Annotated in this window: 15 protein-coding genes and 2 riboswitches; of the genes, 10 read left to right on the top strand and 5 right to left on the bottom strand. The window is 32.7% G+C overall.

Annotation, left to right across the window (positions count from 1 at the left end):
• Positions 1–39: 39 nt before the first annotated feature.
• Together B5S50_RS02160 and B5S50_RS02155 are read right to left on the bottom strand one after the other, a co-directional pair.
• Positions 40–774, bottom strand: a complete 735-nt coding sequence (locus B5S50_RS02160) for a cyclase family protein (protein ID WP_065078706.1) — start codon at positions 772–774, stop codon at positions 40–42.
• Positions 775–807: 33 nt separating this feature from the next.
• Positions 808–2,208, bottom strand: coding sequence for an APC family permease (locus B5S50_RS02155; protein WP_065078705.1), 1,401 nt, complete (start codon positions 2,206–2,208; stop codon positions 808–810).
• 174 nt (positions 2,209–2,382) lie between these two features.
• A riboswitch (SAM riboswitch) is annotated at positions 2,383–2,490 on the bottom strand.
• A gap of 224 nt (positions 2,491–2,714) precedes the next feature.
• Here B5S50_RS02155 and B5S50_RS02150 point away from each other — a divergent pair.
• Positions 2,715–3,725, top strand: coding sequence for an NADH:flavin oxidoreductase (locus B5S50_RS02150; protein ID WP_065078704.1), 1,011 nt, complete (start codon positions 2,715–2,717; stop codon positions 3,723–3,725).
• Between the two features lie 262 nt (positions 3,726–3,987).
• Here the strand turns inward: B5S50_RS02150 and B5S50_RS02145 are convergent, their stop codons facing one another.
• Positions 3,988–4,971 carry a sugar-binding transcriptional regulator gene (locus tag B5S50_RS02145; protein ID WP_065078703.1) on the bottom strand — a complete coding sequence of 328 codons (984 nt, stop codon included), beginning with the start codon at positions 4,969–4,971 and terminating at the stop codon, positions 3,988–3,990.
• A gap of 345 nt (positions 4,972–5,316) precedes the next feature.
• Here B5S50_RS02145 and B5S50_RS02140 point away from each other — a divergent pair, with 345 nt between their 5' ends.
• Positions 5,317–7,611, top strand: a complete 2,295-nt coding sequence (locus B5S50_RS02140) for a hydratase (protein ID WP_065078702.1) — start codon at positions 5,317–5,319, stop codon at positions 7,609–7,611.
• A 477-nt stretch (positions 7,612–8,088) separates the two neighbouring features.
• Positions 8,089–9,357 carry an NAD(P)-dependent oxidoreductase gene (locus tag B5S50_RS02135; RefSeq protein WP_217302961.1) on the top strand — a complete coding sequence of 423 codons (1,269 nt, stop codon included), beginning with the start codon at positions 8,089–8,091 and terminating at the stop codon, positions 9,355–9,357.
• A gap of 243 nt (positions 9,358–9,600) precedes the next feature.
• Here the strand turns inward: B5S50_RS02135 and B5S50_RS21900 are convergent, their stop codons facing one another.
• Both B5S50_RS21900 and B5S50_RS02125 read right to left on the bottom strand, forming a co-directional pair.
• Positions 9,601–9,672 (bottom strand): hypothetical protein, encoded by a 72-nt coding sequence (locus B5S50_RS21900; protein ID WP_242872143.1) that lies wholly within the window; start codon positions 9,670–9,672, stop codon positions 9,601–9,603.
• Positions 9,673–9,707: 35 nt separating this feature from the next.
• Positions 9,708–10,352: a cell wall-binding repeat-containing protein gene (locus tag B5S50_RS02125; RefSeq protein ID WP_065078700.1), complete on the bottom strand. Its 645-nt coding sequence runs from the start codon at positions 10,350–10,352 to the stop codon at positions 9,708–9,710.
• Between the two features lie 206 nt (positions 10,353–10,558).
• On the opposite strand from B5S50_RS02125, the gene B5S50_RS02120 reads away from it, so the two are divergent.
• From B5S50_RS02120 to B5S50_RS02090, 7 genes are all read left to right on the top strand, one after another.
• Positions 10,559–11,515: a lipopolysaccharide assembly protein LapB gene (locus tag B5S50_RS02120; RefSeq protein ID WP_217302960.1), complete on the top strand. Its 957-nt coding sequence runs from the start codon at positions 10,559–10,561 to the stop codon at positions 11,513–11,515.
• A 374-nt stretch (positions 11,516–11,889) separates the two neighbouring features.
• Positions 11,890–11,983: riboswitch (glycine riboswitch) on the top strand.
• A gap of 66 nt (positions 11,984–12,049) precedes the next feature.
• Positions 12,050–13,156 carry a glycine cleavage system aminomethyltransferase GcvT gene (gene gcvT, locus B5S50_RS02115; protein ID WP_217302959.1) on the top strand — a complete coding sequence of 369 codons (1,107 nt, stop codon included), beginning with the start codon at positions 12,050–12,052 and terminating at the stop codon, positions 13,154–13,156.
• A 16-nt stretch (positions 13,157–13,172) separates the two neighbouring features.
• The gene (gene gcvH, locus B5S50_RS02110) at positions 13,173–13,553 is read left to right on the top strand and encodes a glycine cleavage system protein GcvH (RefSeq protein WP_217302958.1); all 381 of its coding nucleotides are present in this window, start codon (positions 13,173–13,175) and stop codon (positions 13,551–13,553) included.
• A 5-nt stretch (positions 13,554–13,558) separates the two neighbouring features.
• Positions 13,559–14,902, top strand: coding sequence for an aminomethyl-transferring glycine dehydrogenase subunit GcvPA (gene gcvPA / locus B5S50_RS02105; RefSeq protein WP_217302957.1), 1,344 nt, complete (start codon positions 13,559–13,561; stop codon positions 14,900–14,902).
• Positions 14,902–16,362: an aminomethyl-transferring glycine dehydrogenase subunit GcvPB gene (gene gcvPB / locus B5S50_RS02100; protein WP_217302956.1), complete on the top strand. Its 1,461-nt coding sequence runs from the start codon at positions 14,902–14,904 to the stop codon at positions 16,360–16,362. Before gcvPA ends, gcvPB begins: the two co-directional genes overlap by 1 nt.
• Positions 16,363–17,127: 765 nt before the next feature.
• Positions 17,128–19,026, top strand: coding sequence for a sigma-54-dependent Fis family transcriptional regulator (locus tag B5S50_RS02095; RefSeq protein ID WP_217302955.1), 1,899 nt, complete (start codon positions 17,128–17,130; stop codon positions 19,024–19,026).
• Between the two features lie 353 nt (positions 19,027–19,379).
• Positions 19,380–22,109 (top strand): molybdopterin-dependent aldehyde oxidoreductase, encoded by a 2,730-nt coding sequence (locus B5S50_RS02090; RefSeq protein WP_013239061.1) that lies wholly within the window; start codon positions 19,380–19,382, stop codon positions 22,107–22,109.
• Positions 22,110–22,187 lie beyond the last annotated feature (78 nt).

Genomic DNA, 22,187 nt, shown 5'->3' with positions numbered 1-22,187 from the left:
GGGGATGATTAAACTAATTATGTGTAATCTATTGTGAACTTAAGGTAGAATGGCAAATGAACGAACAGGGAAACCGGGTGCTTTTTGAGCTTTGGGAACTATGCTGAAGATTATTGCTCCAGTTGGAGGTACTTTGTCCAAATTGGTCATAACTTCAATTTGATAATGGTCTTCTTTTAATACATAATATTCTCCCTGAAATCCAGTTGCTTTTTGTTCTATTGGTGCATCTGTATCAAAGGTTTCATGTCCATTTGCTGCTATTTTGCGAGTCTCATATAAGAATTTGAGTGCATCAAATGACCATCCAGGATAGTGTTCATCACCTTTTTCATCAAGGTTTAAAAATTTGTCTTGATCAGGCCATCTTTTACTCCAGTCGGACCTAAATGCTACAAAAGCACCTTCTGGTATTTTACCATATTTCTTTTCCCATTCTAAAATATCATCTACTGTAAGTACGTAATCATTATTTTCTTTTACTTTTTCTGAAAGATCTATAACTACAAGAGGTAAAACAAGTTCTTGAAGTTCTAATTCATCAATGTATCTTCCGCCTTCTGCAAAATGTATTGGAGGATCAAGATGAGTTCCGTATTGTCCTGCAAATGTATATTGTTTTACAAAGAACCCATCTTTGTGAGTGAAAATAGTCTCAAATTTTGCAGGATTAAAGCTTGCAAATCTTGGGGTGTCCGGTCCAAATTCATGGGTAAGATCTACCCATTGGTGTTTTTTTAAATCACCTAAAGTATTCCATAAACTATTAGTCATAATATATAATCTCCTTCCAAATTAAATAGTATATTAATTAGCAACCTTCTCTTTAGAAGCTGCAGGTAAAACTGATCTTTTTTTATAAATAGAGGTAATACTAAAACCTACTATTATCCATGCCAAAACTATATAAGGAAATATATTATTAGGAAAGGCTGGTATAGGATAAATATTTGAATAAAAGGTAAATGCTAAAACAAGTAGAGCTACAACTGGTATAATAAGCTGCCATGTCCATATTTTTTTCTTTCCAAAGTATATAAGTGAACCCAAGCTTGTTATGAAGTAAGCAATAAGTAATGCAAGTGCACCTATTGTTCCTATATATCCAAATACTTCTACTCCATCATGCCTAAAAAGTGCTAAAACTGGAACTATTATTATTGCAAGTATGATGTTTAAAGCTACATAAGGAGTATGGTGTTTAGAGTGTACGCCAGAAAAAATTTGTGGAACATTACCATCTTTACTCATTGAATATAAAAGCCTTGAACCTGCAGTCATAGATCCTAAAGCAGTTGAAAAAGCGGAAATGCTGATAGCCAGCGTAATTAATATAGTAAATACACTTCCTATATAATTTTTAGAAAGGTCTACTATAGTAGATGGTGACTTTGTTAGAGCACCTATTCCTGAAGGCGATACTCCAAATCCTATAACCTCAGCATAACTTACGAATACGAATATAAGTCCGGTTACAACAACTGTACTTGCAATTGCAAGAGGTATTGATTTCTTAGGATTTTTACTTTCTTCACCAAGACTTGATGCCCCCTCAAAACCGCCAAAGCATAGTATTGCATATACGATTCCAGCACCATAATTTGAAAATTTATTTCCATTTCCTTTAAAAGGAACTAAACTTAATCCTTTTGTTGAACCAACTTTTACAAGAATGACCACTGAAAGCAATATTACGAGGAGGATTGATACAGCTTCTATGACAAGCATAATGTTTGTACTTAATTTTACATCACTATAAGATACAAACCATATAAATACCTCACAAATTAGTGCAAATATAATCCAGGATATGCTTATTCCAGTTAATTCTTTAATAAAGCTAGAAAAAAGAGATCCAAAAGCAGAAGAACATCCAGCAGAAAATCCTATATAGGTAAGAAGAAGAGCCCATCCTGATATTGAAGCAGCTTTTTTACCCAAAGATCTTTCTGTAAATGTATAAACCGAACCTGCAGATGGAAAATATTCATTGAATTTTATAAAAGATACGGCTACAAAGCCCATTAGTATAGTTGATATAACAAATACTGCACTTACAGAGTAAGATACTGTTGATGCCATAAGTCCTACATTCATTGACATAGCAAAAGTAGGTGCTATTATTGCAACTGAAAGTGCAATAACTTCTACAAAATTAAGTTGATTTTTTTTAAGGGCATTAATGCCTTTAGAGTTTTCTTTGCTCATATTGTTCACTCCTTAGCGAATAGGTTTTTACTTATATTTTTATTAATTAAATGGAAATCTTATCGGAATATTTGATTTGCGCAAATCGAATGGTTTATCTTATAGAAAAATAAGGTCATTTTTCTATAAGATAAGAAAAATGACCTTTTAATATCATGATATTAAAAATCAATTATCTCATCTATCAGAAATAATCTGCAGGAATTAACACCAATACATTTAAATGAAAATGCTGGTTGTTGGGTTTCATAGGGCCAGTCCCTCAACCTCTCTTGATAAGATTTTATTTAATTTAGTTAGTAGTATACTACCAAGATTGTCCTGTTGTCAATAACTTTTTTTGAAAGATTAAAGTTGTAATTTATATAATTGAACTATAAATAAGTTCCTAAATTTCTTTATAAATATACAATTTAAATGCTAAATTTGTCACAAGAAAGCACTACTTGTTTTTTAATGTCTGCTATGATAAAATTTAAGTTAAATTTAGATGCAGGAGGGAAATTATGACACATTTACTTGAGCCACTAAACAGTGGTAAATTAGTTTTAAAAAATAGATTAATTATGCCGCCTATGGCTACAGAGAAATCTGAAGATGATGGAAAAGTAAGTAGTAAGCTCTTAGAACATTATGATGAAATATCTAGAGGAGGATATTTATCACTCATTATAGTTGAACACAGCTTTATTGAACAAGAAGGAAAAGCTAGTAAAAATCAGCTTTCTGTTGCAGATGACAGTACAATAGAAGGTTTAAGAAAAGTAGCTGATACTATTCATAAAAACGGTTGCAAGGCAGTTATGCAGCTTAATCATGCTGGGAGTGCAACCACGGTGGCAGTTACAGGAAGTGTTTTAGTTGCACCTTCAGCTGTGGAAAATCCTTTTATGAAATCGGGTATTCCAAGAGAGCTTACTTATGATGAAATTCAAGATATAGTTAAAAGCTTTAAGGATGCTGCTGTGCGTGTAAAGGCGGCGGGTTTTGATGGAGTAGAAATTCACTCTGCCCATGGATATCTCTTAAATCAATTCTATTCTCCCCTTACAAACAAGAGAACTGATGAATATGGTGGAGATGATGTAAAGAATAGAATTAAAATTCATCTTCAAGTTATAAAGGCTGTACGTGAAGCTGTAGGAAATGAATTTCCAATTTTTATGAGATTGGGAGCTTCTGATTACATGGAAGGTGGAACTACACTTGAAGATAGTAAAGCTGCAGTTTGTGAATTTGAAAAAGCGGGTCTGGATGTTTTAGATATTTCAGGAGGATTTTGCAGATTTACTGTACCGGGAAATAACTCTCAAGGATATTTCTCAGAACTCAGTGGAAGCTTGAAACAGTTTGTATCAATCCCTGTTATATTAACTGGAGGCATTACAAAAGCTGAAGCTGCAGAGGAACTGCTTGTAGATGTAAAAGCTGATCTCATAGGTGTAGGAAGAGCTATGTATAAAGATTCTAGTTGGGCCAAAAGAGCCGTTGAAAGTTTTGAACATAGTAAATGCTAGTATGTTTTATATATAAGTGACTCAACTTTTGCACATAAGAAATTAACTTAATATAAGAACTTTGCGAAGCAATTTTTTTAAAGAACAAATAACAAAGTTTAAATATCAAATAAGGATAATTTTCTTCCTAACGTCAGAAAATATTAAAATTGTAGATTTGCTGAGGTACGAGGAAAATCACCTTTATCTGTTCTTTGTTCTTTAAACTTTGTTATTTTCAAAAGCTTTGCTTCGCAATATTTTAACTCCTGTTTTTATTATTCTAAAATTGTATTTTTGCTAGAGAAAGTATTTTTGAGGCAGTGGCGTCATCGGTAATAAGTGTGTTTATATACTTCCCACGCAGGGCTCCTAAGATTGCCTTGGCTTTAAATTTCCCTGCAGCAATACCTATTACATGGTTTACCCGGCGAATAGATGAAGTATCTATACCTATCACTTTTTGATTTATATCAATATCAATTTCTTCCCCTAGCTCATTGTAAACACGGCCATAAATACATCCTACAGCTTTAAGATCATCTAAACTGTATTGTTTGACTCTTTCCAAATAATTTGCCCAAAGTGAGGAAGAGAACATGGCATCTGTTGTACCTATTCCTGTGAGAATTATGTCCGATTTATTTGCAAGAAATAGAGTATCACTTAATACAGGTTCCCGCATAAGTGCCTTTCTAGCATAATCATTATCTATATAAAGAGGTGCATACAAGTATTTGCATTTACCTCCATATGTATTTGCTAAATTTCTCATAAGTTCCTGAGAATCCACAATAGTTACATCCTTAGCCGCCGCCCCCACTATCTGGACAGCAGTTATAGGAAGTTTCTTTTTTGGCTTTAGATTTTTTATTAAATTTAAAAGAGTTTTTCCCCAAAGTACACCTATAATAGAATTTTCACTAATTAAATTGTCTACATATTGAGCACCCAATTTTCCCAGTGTATTTAAAGTTTCTTCATAAGCAAACACCTTATTGTCCAGTACCAGTGCATCTTTTAAGTCAAAGTTTTCTTTTAAAACATTTTCTAATTTAGGAACTCTACTGTGAGGTTTGCTTATAGTAATTTCCACTACATGTTTGTCACGCGCCTCTTGAAGCAGTTTAGAAACTTTAAATCTAGTAGTAGATAACTTGGCTGCTATTTCACTTTGAGTCATATTTAATTCATAATACATATCAGATATTTCAGCAAGAAAATTTAATCTTTCAGTTTCATTTATTTTTTCAAATTCATCTATCATGTCTACCCTCTCAAATAATTTTATATTTAACGTACTAATTTAAAGTGATTTAGAAATAGCATTGAAGGAAGCTAATAACCCAATTATACAAAATAATTATAATGTAACTCATTTGTTTTTTCAATATAATAAGCAGTAATTTACAGTTTTATGCAAATACTAATGATACATAAATTTAAAAATGTAACGATAAATCTTATATAGCATTTATTTTATAAGATAATTTAAAAACATTTGTGCAAAATATTAACTAATGTTGACTTTGAAAAATGAATTTGCTATCATTAAATCATATTTACGATGATTAGAAAATTAGGATATCCATAAGCTAGTAAGGAGGAAGTTATGATTAAATTACATGGTGAAGGTGCATATTTATTACATGGAGACGAATTATACTTTGATAATAAAGAATCTAATGAAGAACTTAAGGCAAAATTAGGAAAAGAGCATATTGACAAGGAAGAAGCTAAAAAACAAACTATAGCTTATTCTATTTTGCAGAATCATAATAAATCAAAAGATAGTGAAAACTTAAACATTAAATTTGATGCTCTTGCTTCTCATGATATTACTTTTGTAGGAATTATACAGACAGCTCGTGCCAGCGGACTAACAAAATTCCCAATACCCTATGTGCTTACTAATTGCCACAATAGTCTTTGTGCTGTTGGTGGAACAATTAATGAGGATGACCATTTATTTGGATTGTCTGCAGCAAAGAAGTATGGAGGAATATATGTTCCACCTCATTTAGCAGTTATCCATCAGTATATGCGTGAAATGATGGCAGGCTGTGGAAAGATGATTTTAGGATCAGACAGTCATACCCGTTACGGAGCACTTGGTACAATGGCAATAGGTGAAGGTGGCGGAGAACTTGTTAAACAGCTGCTATCACAGACATATGATATATCTTACCCTGGGGTTATAGGAATTTATTTAACTGGAAAACCACAAAAGGGCATAGGACCGCAGGATGTTGCCTTAGCTATAATTGGTGAAGTGTTTAAAAATGGCTTTGTTAAAAACAAGGTAATGGAATTTGTTGGACCTGGAATAGAAAACTTATCTGTAGAATACAGAACTGGCATTGATGTAATGACCACTGAAACTACATGCTTGACTTCCATATGGAAGACTGACAGCAAAGTTTGTGACTATCTTGAATTACATGGAAGAAAAGATGACTATAAAGAATTAAATCCTGGGAGTGTTGCATATTATGATGGAATTGTATATGTGGATCTGTCAAAAATAAAATCTATGATAGCAATGCCTTTTCACCCAAGTAATGTATATACTATTGAAGAACTTAACACAAACCTTTATGATATATTGGATAAAGTAGAAAGAGATGCACAAAAGAGAATGTCTAACAAAAATCTTAACTTCTCCTTAAAAGATAAGATTAGAGATAATAGATTATATGTAGAACAAGGATGCATAGCTGGATGTGCTGGAGGTAACTATGAAAATATTTGTGAGGCTTCCAGTATATTAAAAGGAAAATCTATTGGAAATGATGAATTTACGTTAAATGTCTATCCTTCCAGTCAGCCTGTTTATTACAGCTTAGCTCAAAATGGAATTGCTGGAGAACTGATGCAGACAGGAGCAATAGTCAAGACAGCTTTCTGTGGACCATGTTTTGGAGGAGGAGATACGCCTGCAAACAATTCACTCAGCATAAGGCATACAACTAGAAACTTCCCTAATCGTGAAGGTTCAAAACCTAATGATGATCAGCTTTCTTATGTAGCACTTATGGATGCACGTTCAATAGCAGCAACAGCTGCTAACAAAGGATTTGTTACAGCAGCTACAGATTTAGATGTAAACTACAATATACCTAAATATTATTTTAACAAGACAATTTATGATAACCGTGTTTATAGTGCCTTTGACAAAGGAAATAGTGATGAAGAATTGAGATTTGGACCTAATATAAAGAACTGGCCGGATATGCCTGAGCTTGCAGACAATTTAATATTAAAAGTATGTTCTTTAATTAAAGATCCTGTAACTACAACAGATGAACTTATACCTTCAGGAGATGCATCTTCTTATAGATCTAATCCATTAAAGCTTTCAGAGTTTACGCTGTCACGTAAAGATCCTGAATATGTTGGAAGATCAAAACAAATTCAAAAATCGGAAAAAGATAGACTTGTAGGAAAATCTCCTTTTGATGCAAATAGGGATCTAGAAAAAGTATTCAATGTAGTAAAAGAAGAGTTTGGCAGCATAAATACAAGTAATACAGGTATAGGAAGCATGATATATGCGGTAAAGCCTGGAGATGGTTCTGCTAGAGAACAGGCAGCCAGCTGTCAAAAAGTTTTAGGTGGATATGCTAATATTGCAAGAGAATATGCTACTAAAAGATATCGTTCAAATTTGATTAATTGGGGTGTACTTCCTTTTGTTATGGAAGATGAACCACAGTTTGAATGTGATGACTATATATTTATACCTAATGTAAGGAAGGCTGTTACTGAAAGACCAGCTGAAATAGATGCTTATGTAGTAAAGGGTAGTCTCAAAAAGTTCAGTGTAAAAATTGACAAACTTACTGAGAAGGAAGTAAATATCTTGTTAGACGGATGTTTGATAAATTATAATAAAACAGATAAATGATCTAGTGTAATAAATTTAATTAATAGTAAAAATTTTAGCAGAAATAGTGTTTGTGAATGCTAAATGTATGGTTAATATTTAGAACATCATTGAAAAGCTGCATTAGATGGAGGATTAACTTCAAGCTAATGCAGCTTTTTATTTAAAATACAACAAATTATTATTCTATGATTAAATTATTTTACGTAAGTACTGTTACTAATTATTTTTAAACAATTTTACAAAAGTCAGGAAGAAAACAGGAGCGTTCGTTGTATATGATAATTATTATAAATCTTATGAAATCTTAAGCATTTTTAAGATGGATTAAGAGATACAGAAGATAATTAACATAGATACAGATAATAAATATTGAGAATTTACATTATATATGATTATATATATGTAATATAAATATTAGTACATCATATTGATGAAAATAGTACAGATGGTAAATAAAACATTATAAAGTTTATTTACACAAGGGAGGAAAAAGGATTGGATAAAGTTGTTTTTGGTGAAGCTAATAGATGTCTCGGATGCAAAGTACCTCAATGTAAAAAAGGATGCCCTGTAAATACCCCTATAAATGAAGTAATAAAATTTTTTAAAGAGAATAAAATAAAGGAAGCTGGGAAACTTCTTTTTGAAAATAACCCCATGTCAGCTATTTGTTCACAAGTTTGTCCGCATGAAAAGTTTTGTGAAGGCCATTGTGTGCTTGACAAAAAAGGAACTTCTATAAAGTTTGGACTTATCGAAAAATATATATCGGACTTTTACCTTAATTTTATAACGTCAGCTGATATAAAAAAGTTGAATAAAAAAATTGCAGTAGTAGGATCAGGTCCAGCAGGATTGAGTATTGCTTTTATAATGGCAAGAAAGGGATATGATGTAACTATATTTGAATCCCACGAAGATATAGGAGGAGTTTTGAGATACGGCATACCTGCATTTAGACTGCCTAAAGATATTTTGGACAGGCTTAAGGATAAACTTTTCCATATGGGAGTTAAGATAAGGCCTAATACCCTTATAGGACCTGTGATAACTGTTGAAGATTTGTTTAGAGATGGATACAGGGCAGTTTATATAGGAACAGGAGTATGGAGCCCGAGGAGCTTGGGACTTAAAGGAGAAACTTATGGTAATGTGAATTATGCCATAGATTATCTTAAAAACCCTGAGTCTTATAATTTGGGAGATAAAGTTGCAATTATAGGCGCAGGAAATGTTGCTATGGATGCTGCAAGGACCATAATTAGAAATGGATCAAATGACGTAACTATCATTGCAAGGAGTGATGAAGAACATGCAGGAGCAGATAACATAGAAATTGATTATGCCAAACTTGATGGAGTGAAATTTCTCTATAAAATGGCACCAGTTGAAATAACAGATGATGGAATAAAGATAGTTCCAACTGAGGTATCTTTTGATGAAAATACCGGAAAAAAGAAAGTAATGCTAAAGGATGAGGAAGCAAAGCTTTTTAATGCAGATTCTATAATAATTGCTGTAGGCCAGGGACCTAAGGCAAATATAGTAAACAATTCTGAAGGAATAGAAGTGAATTCCAGAGGACTTATACAGACAGATGATTCAGGAAGAACTACAAGGTCTGGAGTTTTTGCATCAGGTGATGTGGTGACAGGTGCCAAAACTGTTGTTGAAGCAGTAGAGGTTTCAAAACACCTTGTAAATGCTATGGAAGAATATATAAAGAGTATGGATAAGAAATATGAAGATTCAGATAAAAATTAAAAAATATTTTATAATCCAGATATAACTGTGTATTTTCTTGATAGACAGCCTAACCAATGGATTTAATATTTAAAACATCATTGAAAAGCTGCATTAGATGGAGGATTAACTTCAAGCTAATGTAGCTTTTTATTTAAAATACAACAAATTGTTATTTGGCACCTGACTCAATATTACTAGCTGTAGATTTTGACATAACCCCTGTCCCTCCTAAAATAAACCCCTTAGTCTTCTTATTTTGGCTTATGTGGCTATAAGGGATGACTGCGGAGTTATTAGTATTGGATAGCCCTTATATGCTGCAATTGAGGATATAGACAGAGCATCTGGGAAATTCTTTTCGGATGCTATTATAACTGGAGTACCTTAAGGTGCTTGGACGGCAGTGGATATCTGGCTTGCTGTTCCCTCTCTAGTCTGTCCCCAATATCTAGCAATGTTGTTTGTATTGAATCCTTGCAAATAAACCAGTCTTTAAGGGTGTGTGAAACTGCCACATTGCCATCTAAAATGTAGATATGTCCATCTTTGTCTAAATTGGATGCTATATAGTTTAAGGTATCTGATCTGTCATCCAGATTATCAACTAAAAGAATCTGGTAGTTTAACTTTTGTGCCAAGGTGGAACCTGCAAGAGCATCTGCAAATCCTTCACCAGAGGATATGATTACATTCTTCATAGTTGCACCATTATTATACTGCTTGGCATGATAAATTTTACCGTTCAAGTTTAGCTTAGCTGGGTGGAGTCTAGGATTTCCTCCTATATTTTGAAACAAATCTGGGTTACTTTCTGGAGTAACTGTCACAGTATGCCTACCGTTCACTAAATTGTCATAGGACATATTAGCGAGCAAATAGTTTTGTTCAATCATCGTTGAACATACAAATCCTGTTGGTGTTAATAGTGTGCCTTTATAATCATAAATTTGATTTAGTTCTGCTGTCTTTACAGTATTATAAGAAGTATGTGTACCAAAAGCTGGTGCAACCAATAAACCACAAACTATGCCAAAAGCTAGTAAATTTTTTATAATTATATATCAAAAAGGATTTTTTACATATATTTTCATAATAATAAAGTATTTTAATATAATGTAAATAAAAAGAGGAATTTTTAAGTTTTTGTAGAATGCTTAAAAATGAATTTTTTATTAAATATATCAGCTCTAGTTTTTTATAATGAAGGAAGGTAATTAATGTGATAGATGGAATTAAACATTTATCTACTAAAACAATTTTAATTATAATTTTAGTTGTAATTGTTGCAGGGTGTTCTGGATTTTATTATTTCAACAAGGTTAAGCCATATAATGATCTTTTGACGGCTGCAAATAAAGCTGTAACTACAGAAGATTACGATAATGCAATAAAGTTTTATACAGAAGCAGAGACTTATAAGAAAACTTCTGATGTTGATAAAAAGATACAACTTATGAGCGTTTTAAAGAAGTCAAAAGAAAATTATGAAGGTGCTGTGCAAAAAATGAAGAGCAAGGATTACCTAAGTGCAATTAATATTTTCAAGAAGGTAGATAAACAAGACCCTAAAAGATATAGTGATTCTCAAAATAAAATCAATGAGTGTAAAAAACTATATGTATCTGATAATTTAGCTAAGGCCAAAGATGATATAAAAAATAATAAGTTTGATGAAGCAAGTATTTGTTTAAATAACATATTTAAGCTTGATGCTAATAATTCTGATGCGAAAAAACTTGAGGGTGATATTGCGGATGGTCAAAAAAAGAAAGATCAAACTGAAGCAGCTGAAGCTTCTACAGGAGTTCCTTCAGCAAGTGGATCAGTAACCTTTGATCAGGCATTGTCTATGGTCTTGAAAGCTGAATTTCCTGATGGCAAATACGCAGTAATTAAGAATGATGATGGAACGAATTTGTATGCAAGTCTTGATTCTACTGCAGTAATTAAAAATGAGGTTAAGTGTATGGCAGATTATCGCGGTAAAACAATTTCTTATGATAGTAAAGAATCTAAACCTATAGAAGCATATTTTAATAGTAATTCATCTACTACAAAGAATGGCTATGAATTTTATCTTACTTTAGGAGGTCATACGAGAGATGGATATTATGTTGAGGCTTCTACAGGCAAACTATATAAACATGATATGGGAAATGTACACAGTATCAACTAGAACTTTTAGATATAGGTGAGTATAATTTAACTACCACCTGATTAAATCAGGTGGGGAAAAGTCAGTTAGTAATAGTGTTATTAAAGATATAGAAAACAAGTTTAACAAATAGACAGACGTTAATACAGATAAAGTTAGTTTATTTGTTGCATTTGCTAGGTCAGCTTTACATTGTAAATTGATCAACTTTGTTATTTAAATAACAAAAGATATTTTTATTGAAATTCCATATTCTAAGGTGTATATTAATAATGTAGTAAAAAGTATATAAATTGGATGAATATAGTGCGAGATAACATCTAGTTGTTAACCGAAGAAGCAATGATATACCGCCACGGCTATATCAAAAACTCTCAGGTAGAAGGAGCGCTGTAGGACAAAACTCTGAAAAATCTGCTATAAAAGCAGTACCAAAGGTGAAAGATATTTAATATCGAAACTCTCAGGTAAAAAAACAGAGGATATGTGGACTATTAGGTAAATAGTCTCCATATCCTTTTTTAATGCATAAAAATATGAAGGAGGTCTTATGTTATGGAAGAATTAAAGAAAACTCCGCTGTTTGATTCTTATGAGAAATACGGTGCAAAAATAATAGATTTTGCAGGATGGGATATGCCAGTACAATTTGAAGGCATAACAGCTGAGCACCAAGCAGTACGTAAAAAAGCAGGATTGTTTGATGTCTCACATATGGGAGAAGCAGATATAACAGGAAAAGATGCACTAGAATTTGTTCAAAATTTAATAACAAATGATGCATCTAAGATTAAAGAAAACCAAATATTATATACACCTATGTGCTATCCAGAAGGTGGAATAGTGGATGATATACTTGTTTATAAATTTACAAATGAGCACTTTTTTCTCGTAATAAATGCTGCAAATACGGATAAAGATATTGATTGGATGATGAAAAATAAGGGAAATTTTCAGGTAGATATAAAAAATATATCTCCTTCAATTATACAGCTTGCAATTCAGGGGCCAAATGCGCAAAAAGTACTTCAAAAATTAACGGATACAGACTTAGATAACATCAAGTTCTATTTCTTCAAAAAAGATGTACTAGTTGCAGGAAAAAAATGCTTGGTTTCAAGAACAGGATATACAGGAGAAGATGGATTTGAAATTTATTCAGGAACTGAAAATGCAGAGTATCTGTGGGATAAAATACTTGAAACAGGTAAGGAAGATGGCATAAAACCAGTAGGACTTGGTGCAAGGGACACTTTGAGATTTGAAGTTAGCTTGCCCCTTTATGGAAATGAATTGTCTAAATCAATTACACCTCTTGAAGCAGGTATAGGAATTTTTGTCAAATTAGATAAAGACAATTTCATAGGTAAGGATGCTCTTGTAAAGCAGAAAAAAGAAGGACTAAAGAGAAAAATAGTGGGTTTTGAAATGAAGGAAAGAGGAATTTCAAGGCACGGATATGAAGTTTTTGCAGAGGATAAGAAAATAGGAGAAGTAACCACTGGATATCGCTCGCCTTCTTTAAATAAAAATATAGGTTTTGCTTTAATTGATTCTAAATATGCATCCATTGGAACTTCTATTTCTATAAAGGTGAGAAATAAGCTTTTGAAAGCCGAAGTGGTTAGTAAAAAATTTTATAATAAAAATTATAACAAATAGTGAGGGGGATTTATAAATGAAAACTTTAAAGGAATTATTGTATTCAGAAGATCATGAATGGATAAAAGTTGATGGAGACAAAGCCTATATAGGTATTACGGATTTTGCACAGGATTCTTTAGGAGAAATTGTTTTTGTGGAACTTCCTGAAGTGGATTCAGAATTCTCAAAAGGTGATGTATTTGGAACAGTTGAATCTGTAAAAGCAGCCTCAGATTTGTGTATACCAGTTTCAGGTAAGGTGTTAGAGGTAAATGAGGAACTTGTAGATAGGCCTGAAGGTCTAAATGAAGATCCTTACAAAAATTGGATAATTTCAATTGAAGTATCAGATGAAGCTGAATTGAAAGACTTACTTGATGCAGCAAACTATGAAAAAATATGTGATAAGGAGTGATTTATATGCATCCTTATTTACCGCTTACAGAAGAAGACAAGAAAATTATGCTGGAGAAAATAGGAGTAAGCAGCATAGATGATCTGTTTTCCGATATACCAGAAAGCGTTCGTTTAAATAGAAAATTGAATATAAATGATGGAATGTCTGAGCTTGAAGTGGAGTCTTACATTAAGGACATTGCAAAATCAAATAAAAGCTGTGATGATCTAACATGCTTTTTAGGTGCAGGAGTTTATGACCACTATATACCTTCTGTGATAAAACACATAACGTCAAGGTCTGAGTTTTATACCGCCTATACTCCTTATCAAGCTGAAATAAGCCAGGGTACACTTCAGACTATATTTGAGTACCAGACGGTTATGGCTAATTTAACAGGTATGGAAGTTTCAAATGCTTCAATGTATGATGGAGCTACAGCTTGTGTAGAAGCAGCACAAATGGCTGCAAATGTAACAAGACGTAAAAATATAGTTGTTTCAAAAACTTTAAATCCTGAAGTTAGAAAGGTACTTAAAACCTATTTGAGATTTAAAGATTTAAATCTAATAGAAATAGATGAAGCAGGTGGAGTTACTGATATAGACAAACTTAAAGGTGAGATTAATAAGGATACAGCAGCAGTTATAGTTCAAACACCAAATTTTTTAGGACTAATAGAAGAGCTGCAGGATGTGGAAAAGTATGTTCACGATAATAAATCCCTTTTAATAGTATTTTGTGATCCTATTTCTCTTGGAATACTAAAGAGTCCTGGAGAGTATGGAGCAGATGTAGTTGTAGGTGAGGGACAATCTCTTGGAAACAGCATGAATTATGGAGGTCCTTATCTTGGATTTTTAACTACTACTAAAAAATATATGAGAAAGATTCCAGGAAGAATTGTAGGTGAAACTACGGATTCAGAAGGTAAGAGAGGCTATGTGCTAACACTTCAGGCAAGAGAACAGCATATAAGACGTGAAAAGGCTTCTTCAAATATATGCTCTAATGAAGCATTAAATGCACTGACAGCACTTATATATTTAACTACCCTAGGTAAAAAGGGAATTAGAGAAGTAGCTTACCAGAATGTTCAAAAATCTCATTATGCATTTAAAAAACTTACTGAAAATGGAAAATACAAAGCTGTATTTGACAAGCCATTTTTTAATGAATTTGTAGTTACTTCCAAAAATTCAGTACAAGATGTAAATAAAACACTACTTGAAAATAAAATATTAGGTGGATATGATCTGGAGAAAAAATATCCTTCTTATAAAAATTCCATGCTTTTATGTGTCACTGAAAAGAGGACAAAGCATGAAATTGATAAATTAACTTCTGTATTGGAGGGAATTGAGTAATGAAAGAGTATAACAAACTTATTTTTGAACTTTCCAAAGAAGGCAGAAAGGCATACTCCCTTCCTAAATGTGATGTACCAGAAGAAGGCATTGAAAAATTGCTGCCTGAAGAATTTATAGGCAAAGAGGAGCCTGAGCTTCCAGAAGTAAGTGAAGTAGATGTAATAAGACATTTTACACTGCTTTCCAATAAAAACTTTGGTGTGGATACGGGATTTTATCCTCTTGGTTCCTGTACTATGAAGTATAATCCTAAAATAAATGAAGATATGGCAGATTTTAAGGAGTTTACGCAGCTTCACCCTTATCAGCCAGAAGAGACTACCCAGGGAGCTTTAAGACTTATGTATGAATTAAGTCAAAAACTTGCTGAAATAACAGGCTTTGAAACTGTATCCCTCCAGCCGGCAGCAGGAGCTCATGGAGAACTTTCAGGACTTATGATTATAAAAGCTTACCATGAAAAAAGGGGAGATTTTAAGAGAAAAAAGATTATAGTTCCTGATTCAGCTCATGGTACAAACCCAGCTTCAGCTTCCTGTGCAGGGTTTGAAATAATAGAAGTGAAATCATATGATGACGGAACAGTGGACATTGAATCTTTGAAATCCATATTAAGTAATGAAGTAGCAGGACTTATGCTTACAAATCCTAATACACTTGGACTTTTTGAAAAAAATATTATAGAAATAGCTAGACTTGTCCATGAAGCAGGGGGACTTCTTTACTATGATGGTGCTAACATGAATGCCAATATGGGAAAGACAAGACCTGGAGATATGGGATTTGATGTATGTCATATGAACCTTCACAAGACTTTTTCAACACCTCACGGCGGTGGCGGACCAGGAAGTGGACCTATAGGAGTTAAAAAGAAACTTATGGAATTTTTACCTGTTCCCGTAGTTTCTAAAGACAAAGACAAATATTATTTGGATTATGACAGACCTTATTCCATAGGAAAAGTAAGAAGCTTTTATGGAAACTTTGGAGTTATGGTAAAGGCATTTTCCTATATCTTGAGTATGGGAGCAGATGGATTAAGGGAAGTTAGTGAAGATGCAGTCTTAAATGCCAACTATATAAAGGAAAGACTAAAGGATTATTATAATATACCTATAAATACAGTTTGTAAACATGAATGTGTACTTGGGGGCTTGAAAGAAGATGAAAATGGAGTTACAACTCTGGATGTAGCAAAAAGACTTTTGGATTACGGATACCACCCTCCAACTATATATTTTCCATTAATCGTAAAAGAAGCGATGATGATAGAACCCACAGAAAATGAAAAGTTGGAAACACTGGATGAATTTATAGATGATATGATAAGCATTGCAAAAGAGGCTAAGGAAAATCCCGACATAGTAAAATCAGCACCAAATACGACTGTAATTAAAAGATTAGACGAAGTAAAGGCAGCAAGAAAGCCTGTAGTTAAGTGGAATAAAGGCAAGTAGAGTTTCTAAACTAAAAATAAACTTATACTCCGAATATTTTTTACAATCACAAGCACTGTTAAATATTTTGATAAATCTAAGCAGAAAATTCATAAAAACCTAAGGATTTTTGAAAACTCGTACCTCAGACAATTCAAAAAACCTAAGCTTTTTCATGAATTTTCAACTAAGATTTATATGCAAAATATTTAAATGTGATTGTTTATTGTAAAAATATTTCTACGTATAAGTTTATTTTTTTAGTTAGAAAACTTGTATATTTAGTTCCATATAGAGTGGAGATGAAGATTGTAAAAATATCTGGAGAATAATTCAATTTCTAGCTTAGAAGTCTTTTATTAATTCCATTGATTTTTCCCTGAGCTATAAGCAAATATCCTAAAAATGGAGCTCCTATAAAAGAAGTTATAATGCTAATGGGTAGTTTAATATCCTTTAAATTTTGAGCAACATTAATGCGAAATAAATGACAATATTTAAAATATGTTCAAAAAACGAACTGTAGTCAAAAAACGAACACCGTTTTTTTAATTGATTTGATCAAAAAAAGAACATACATAATAAAAAATATAAAGAAACTACCTAATTTGGACATTTTAAACAATGGCATATATATTGCTTATAAATAAATAATGACTCTAAATTTAAATATCTAACTATTATTAAGGTGTTTGATTTTTGTGGTAATTATATATAATGTTAATGAACTTTACTATAATAATGCAAAGTTAAATTAGAAATTGTTATTATGACGGGGGGATTATAATGAATGCAGCTATTTGCAAATTGGACAATGCAGTTGTATCTAAGCCGTATATAGAACTTTCACATAGAAGATGTAAAAAGTTCAGTATTGATTCACACCAGGTCTTTAGTAAAAAAATAATACACGATGCTGAATTACAGAAAAGATTTGCAGCTAACAGAAATTTAATATTAACTGCAGCACCTTATATGGAGCAGCTAATTAATTTTGTAAAGGGATTTAATTTTTTTGTATTACTTACAGATGGAGAGGGATGTATATTAAATGCATTAGGTGATGAAAAAATACTTGAAGAAGCTTTTTCTTTGAAAATGGTACCGGGAGCTTTTATGAATGAAGAAAACATTGGAACAAATGCTATGAGCGTAGTTATAAAAAGTAAGCTGCCAGTTCAAATTTCCGGAGATGATCATTTTATTAATGCATATCATAGATGGACATGTTCCGCCGCACCTATAAAAGATAATAAGGGAAAACTTATAGGTGTATTGAATCTTACTGGATATATTGAGTTTGTACATTCCCATACCCTTGGTATGGTTATAGCAGCGTCAAATGCTATAGAACAAATGCTTAAAGTAGAAGAGTATAATAAAATTCAAAACATGAATTACAAGCATATAAAAAATATATTTAATTCCAGTCCTGTTGCTATAATAACCTCAGATATAAATGGTAAAATAAAAATTTGTAATAAAAAAGCACAGGATATGTTTGGCATAAGGGGCAATAAGTTAGAAACAAACAATATGGAAGATATTATAGAAAACTGGAATGATATAAAAACATCTATGTATTTAGGAGAAAGTGATTCAAAAGAAACAATTATGGTTTCACTAAGAAATAAGATTCAGTATCAAGTAACTACTAGTTCAATATACAATTGTGATGATGATAATAATATTGAGATAGTTTATGTTTTTGAAAAAGCTAAAAAGGTAAATAAAAAGAATAATGGCCAGGCTTACTATACTTTTGGTAAAATAATGGGTCAGGATGAAAACTTTACAAAAGTAATAAATTATGCAAAAAAGATTTCAGATAGTAAATCAACTATACTTATAATGGGAGAAAGCGGTACGGGAAAAGAAGTGTTTGCACAATCCATTCATAATTACAGCAGCAGAGTAGATGGACCATTTGTGGCTTTAAATTGTGGTGCTATACCTAAACAACTTATAGAGTCAGAACTTTTTGGATATGAAGAAGGAGCTTTTACAGGAGCAAAAAAGGGTGGCAATCTTGGAAAATTTGAATTGGCAGATGGCGGAACTATAATGCTGGATGAAATTGGAGAAATGCCTCTTGATATGCAGACAAAGCTTCTAAGAGTTGTACAGGAAGGTGTAATAACGAGAATTGGGAGTTCAAAATATATACCTGTAGATGTAAGAATTATAGCTGTTACAAATAGAGATTTAAAAAAAGAAGTGGAAGCTGGAAGATTTAGAAAGGATCTATATTATAGGCTAAATGTGCTGCCTTTATTCTTACCTCCACTTAGAGAAAGAAAAAAGGATATACCTCTTCTCATTCAATATTTTGTTAAGAGTATAGCACAAAAATTAAATAAAAAAGAGCCAGTTATATCAGAAGAATACTTGAAGAAAATGATTAATTATAATTGGCCTGGGAATATAAGAGAATTAGAAAATCTGGTTGAGCTAATTATAAACACTGAATCCATACCAGCGGGTTACTTTACAGAAGAAGATTGTAATAATGAGGTACTTGTGAATATTAGTGATGACTGTTTAAAGCTGGATTATATGGAAAAAGAACATGTAACTAAAGTATTGAAGAAATTTAAGTGGAATATAACCCATTCAGCAGAAGCACTTGGTATAAGGAGAAATACTTTATACAGTAAGATAAAGAAGTATAATATAGCAATGTAATATTTTTCGTTAAAAAAAGAAAGAGAGAGGGTTACCTACAAATATATTGTAGGTAACCCTATAATTATGTTTTTATCCGATGACTATATGGGGAAAGAAAGAAGAATGACCAAAAAGCGAACAGTAATCAAAAAATGAACACCATTTTTTGATTACTTTGATCTAAAAATGAACACAACATAATAAAGGTCATAAAAACACTACCTAATTTGGACACTTTCAACATTGGCATACTTATTGCTTATATGAATAGTAACATTAAATATTTCGACCAACATTAAAACACATCTACAATTTGTAATATGAATGTCATTTGAATTGCAAATTGCAGATAAAAATTGAGGAGGTATAGTATGCTAAAAAAGTATTTAATTATTAATGGAGTTAAAAAAACTATTATAGCAGATCCAGAGGCATGTTTGGCAGATGTTTTAAGAAAACAAGCATTTCTTACTGGAACAAAAGTTGGATGTAGAAAAGGAGAATGTGGTGCTTGTTCTGTAATTTTGAATGGTAAAGTAGTAAGATCTTGTATAACTAAAATGAAAAGGGTTCCAGATGAAGCAGAAATTATAACTATAGAAGGAGTTGGCGATCAAAAACATCTTCATCCACTTCAGTTAGCATGGATGGTCCACGGTGCAGCACAGTGTGGTTATTGCACACCTGGATTCATAATTTCAGCTAAAGTATTACTTGAACACAATAGTAATCCAACAAGAGAAGATGTTAGAGCCTGGTTCCAAAAACATAGGAATGTTTGCAGATGTACAGGATATAAGCCATTAGTTGATGCAGTAATGGAAGCAGCAAGACTTATGCGTGGTGAAGTAACAAAAGAAGAATTATGGTATAAGCTTCCAAAGGGAAAAAGCCTTTTAGGTTCAGAAGCTATACGTCCTTCTGCTCTTGCAAAAGTAACAGGAACTTGGGACTTTGGAGCAGATTTAGGATTAAAGATGCCAGAAAATACATTACACATTAAGCTAGTACAGGCTACAGTATCTCATGCGAACATATTATCTATAGATACTTCAGAAGCAGAAAAAATGGAGGGAGTTTATAGAGTACTAACCTATAAAGATGTACCGGGTACAAATAGAATAAATGGATTGGCATTCCCAACAAATAAGGGTGATGGACTTGAGAGACCTATATTAAATGATAAAAAGATCTTCCAATTTGGTGATGCAATAGCTATGGTACTTGCAGATACACCATGTCAAGCAGAAGCAGCAGCAAAAAAAGTAAAAGTTGAAATAGAAGAGCTTCCAGCATATATGAGTGCACCGGCAGCTATGGCTGAGGATGCTATAGAAATTCATCCTGGAACACCAAATATTTATTTTGAATGTGGCACTGTAAAAGGTGAAGATACAAAACCTTTAATGGATTCTCTTCCTTATGTTGTTGAAGATGATTCATATGTACAAAGGCAGCCGCATCTTCCGCTTGAACCAGATGTTGGATGTGCATATATTAATGAAGATGGAAAGTTAATTGTACACTCAAAGAGTGTAGCACTTCATTGCCATGCAGCTATGGTAGCTGATGGTATAGGAGTACCTTTAGAGGATCTTTATATAGTTCAAAATCCTACAGGTGGTACTTTCGGATATAAATTTAGTCCAACAATGGAAGGACTTCTCGGTGTAGCTGCATTGGTAACTAAAAGACCAGTATACCTTGAGTTTAATATGTACCAGCAAATAACTTACACTGGAAAAAGATCACCTTTCTTTATGCATCTTAAATTAGGTGCTGACAAGAATAGAAAATTTACTGCATTAGAAACTGATTGGTCTTGTGATCATGGTCCATATTGTGAATTTGGCGACCTTGTAACTACAAGGGGCTCACAATTTATGGGTGCAGGATATAATATTCCAAATATAAGAGGAGAAGGAAGAACAGTTGCTACAAACCATGCTTGGGGTTCAGCATTTAGAGGATATGGTTCACCACAAAGTTTATTTGCTTCAGAAGTTTTAGTAGATAAAATGGCTAAGAAAATGGGTGTAGATCCTCTTGAATTGAGATATGAAAATGTCTATAGAGAAGGAGATAAAACCCCTACAGGTTGCGATCCGGATGTAATATGTCTGCCAACTATGATTGAAAAGTTACGTCCATTATATAAAGAAGCTAAGGAAAGAGTTAAAAATAAGAATGTTAACTCTGGAGATAAGAAATATGGAGTAGGAACTTCCTTATTAATTTATAGCTGCGGTCTTGATGGTCCAGATAGTTCAAATGCATGGGCAGAATTAACTGCAGAAGGGGTTACTGTAGGAAACTCCTGGCAGGATCATGGTCAAGGAGCTGACATGGGAACTTTAACTATAGCTCATGAAACTTTAAGGCCTTTAGGATTAGAGCCAGAAGATATTAAGTTAGTTATGAATGATATGGAATTTACTCCAGACAGTGGTCCTTCAGGTGGAAGCCGTTCTAACGTTTTAACAGGAAATGCTACTAGAGTTGCTTGCGAAAACTTACTGGCAGCTATGAAAAAGGACGACGGTACTTACATGACTTATGATGAAATGGTAGCTGCAAAAAAACCTTTAAAATATGCTGGAAAATGGACAGCACCTTGTACAGCTCCTGATCCAGCAACTGGTCAAGGAAATCCATTCCCAACTTATATGTATGGTGTCCTTATGTCAGAGGTAGAAGTAGATACTACTACGGGAAAAGTTAAAGTAGAAAAACTTACTATGATAGCTGATGTAGGAACTATAGTAAATAAACTAGTAGTTGATGGTCAAATGTATGGTGGATTAGCCCAAGGTATAGGACTTGCTTTAAGTGAAGATTTTGAAGACTTAAAGAAACATACTACACTTACAGGTTGTGGAATACCACAAATTAAAGATGTACCTGATGATATACAAATAATATATCAAGAAACACCAAGACCAAATGGCCCTTATGGTGCTTCAGGTGCAGGTGAAATGCCACTTTCAGCACCTCATGCTTCTATAGTTAATGCAATTTATGATGCTTGTGGAGTACAGATAACAAAATTACCTGCACGTCCAGAAAAGGTATTAGCTGCACTTAAAGAATTAGAAAAATAGTAAGAAAACAATTTAAATATCTCTCTAAATGAATCAGAAACAAATAATTATATAAAGATTTCTAAGAGCTAAAAACGC

It is taken from the genome of Clostridium sp. 001 (genome assembly GCF_019056555.1).
Lineage (GTDB): Bacteria > Bacillota > Clostridia > Clostridiales > Clostridiaceae > Clostridium_B > Clostridium_B ragsdalei.
This window is presented reverse-complemented; position numbering and strand designations above follow the sequence as displayed.

What these genes read in the sequence shown, in the direction of transcription:
- gcvPA (WP_217302957.1), top strand. Translation starts at nt 13,559, where the DNA reads ATGCATCCTTATTTACCGCTTACAGAAGAAGACAAGAAAATTATGCTG.
- gcvH (WP_217302958.1), top strand. Translation starts at nt 13,173, where the DNA reads ATGAAAACTTTAAAGGAATTATTGTATTCAGAAGATCATGAATGGATA.
- B5S50_RS02150 (WP_065078704.1), top strand. Translation starts at nt 2,715, where the DNA reads ATGACACATTTACTTGAGCCACTAAACAGTGGTAAATTAGTTTTAAAA.
- B5S50_RS02160 (WP_065078706.1), bottom strand. Translation starts at nt 774, where the DNA reads ATGACTAATAGTTTATGGAATACTTTAGGTGATTTAAAAAAACACCAA.
- B5S50_RS02095 (WP_217302955.1), top strand. Translation starts at nt 17,128, where the DNA reads ATGAATGCAGCTATTTGCAAATTGGACAATGCAGTTGTATCTAAGCCG.
- B5S50_RS02090 (WP_013239061.1), top strand. Translation starts at nt 19,380, where the DNA reads ATGCTAAAAAAGTATTTAATTATTAATGGAGTTAAAAAAACTATTATA.
- B5S50_RS02155 (WP_065078705.1), bottom strand. Translation starts at nt 2,208, where the DNA reads ATGAGCAAAGAAAACTCTAAAGGCATTAATGCCCTTAAAAAAAATCAA.
- B5S50_RS02145 (WP_065078703.1), bottom strand. Translation starts at nt 4,971, where the DNA reads ATGATAGATGAATTTGAAAAAATAAATGAAACTGAAAGATTAAATTTT.
- gcvPB (WP_217302956.1), top strand. Translation starts at nt 14,902, where the DNA reads ATGAAAGAGTATAACAAACTTATTTTTGAACTTTCCAAAGAAGGCAGA.
- gcvT (WP_217302959.1), top strand. Translation starts at nt 12,050, where the DNA reads ATGGAAGAATTAAAGAAAACTCCGCTGTTTGATTCTTATGAGAAATAC.
- B5S50_RS02140 (WP_065078702.1), top strand. Translation starts at nt 5,317, where the DNA reads ATGATTAAATTACATGGTGAAGGTGCATATTTATTACATGGAGACGAA.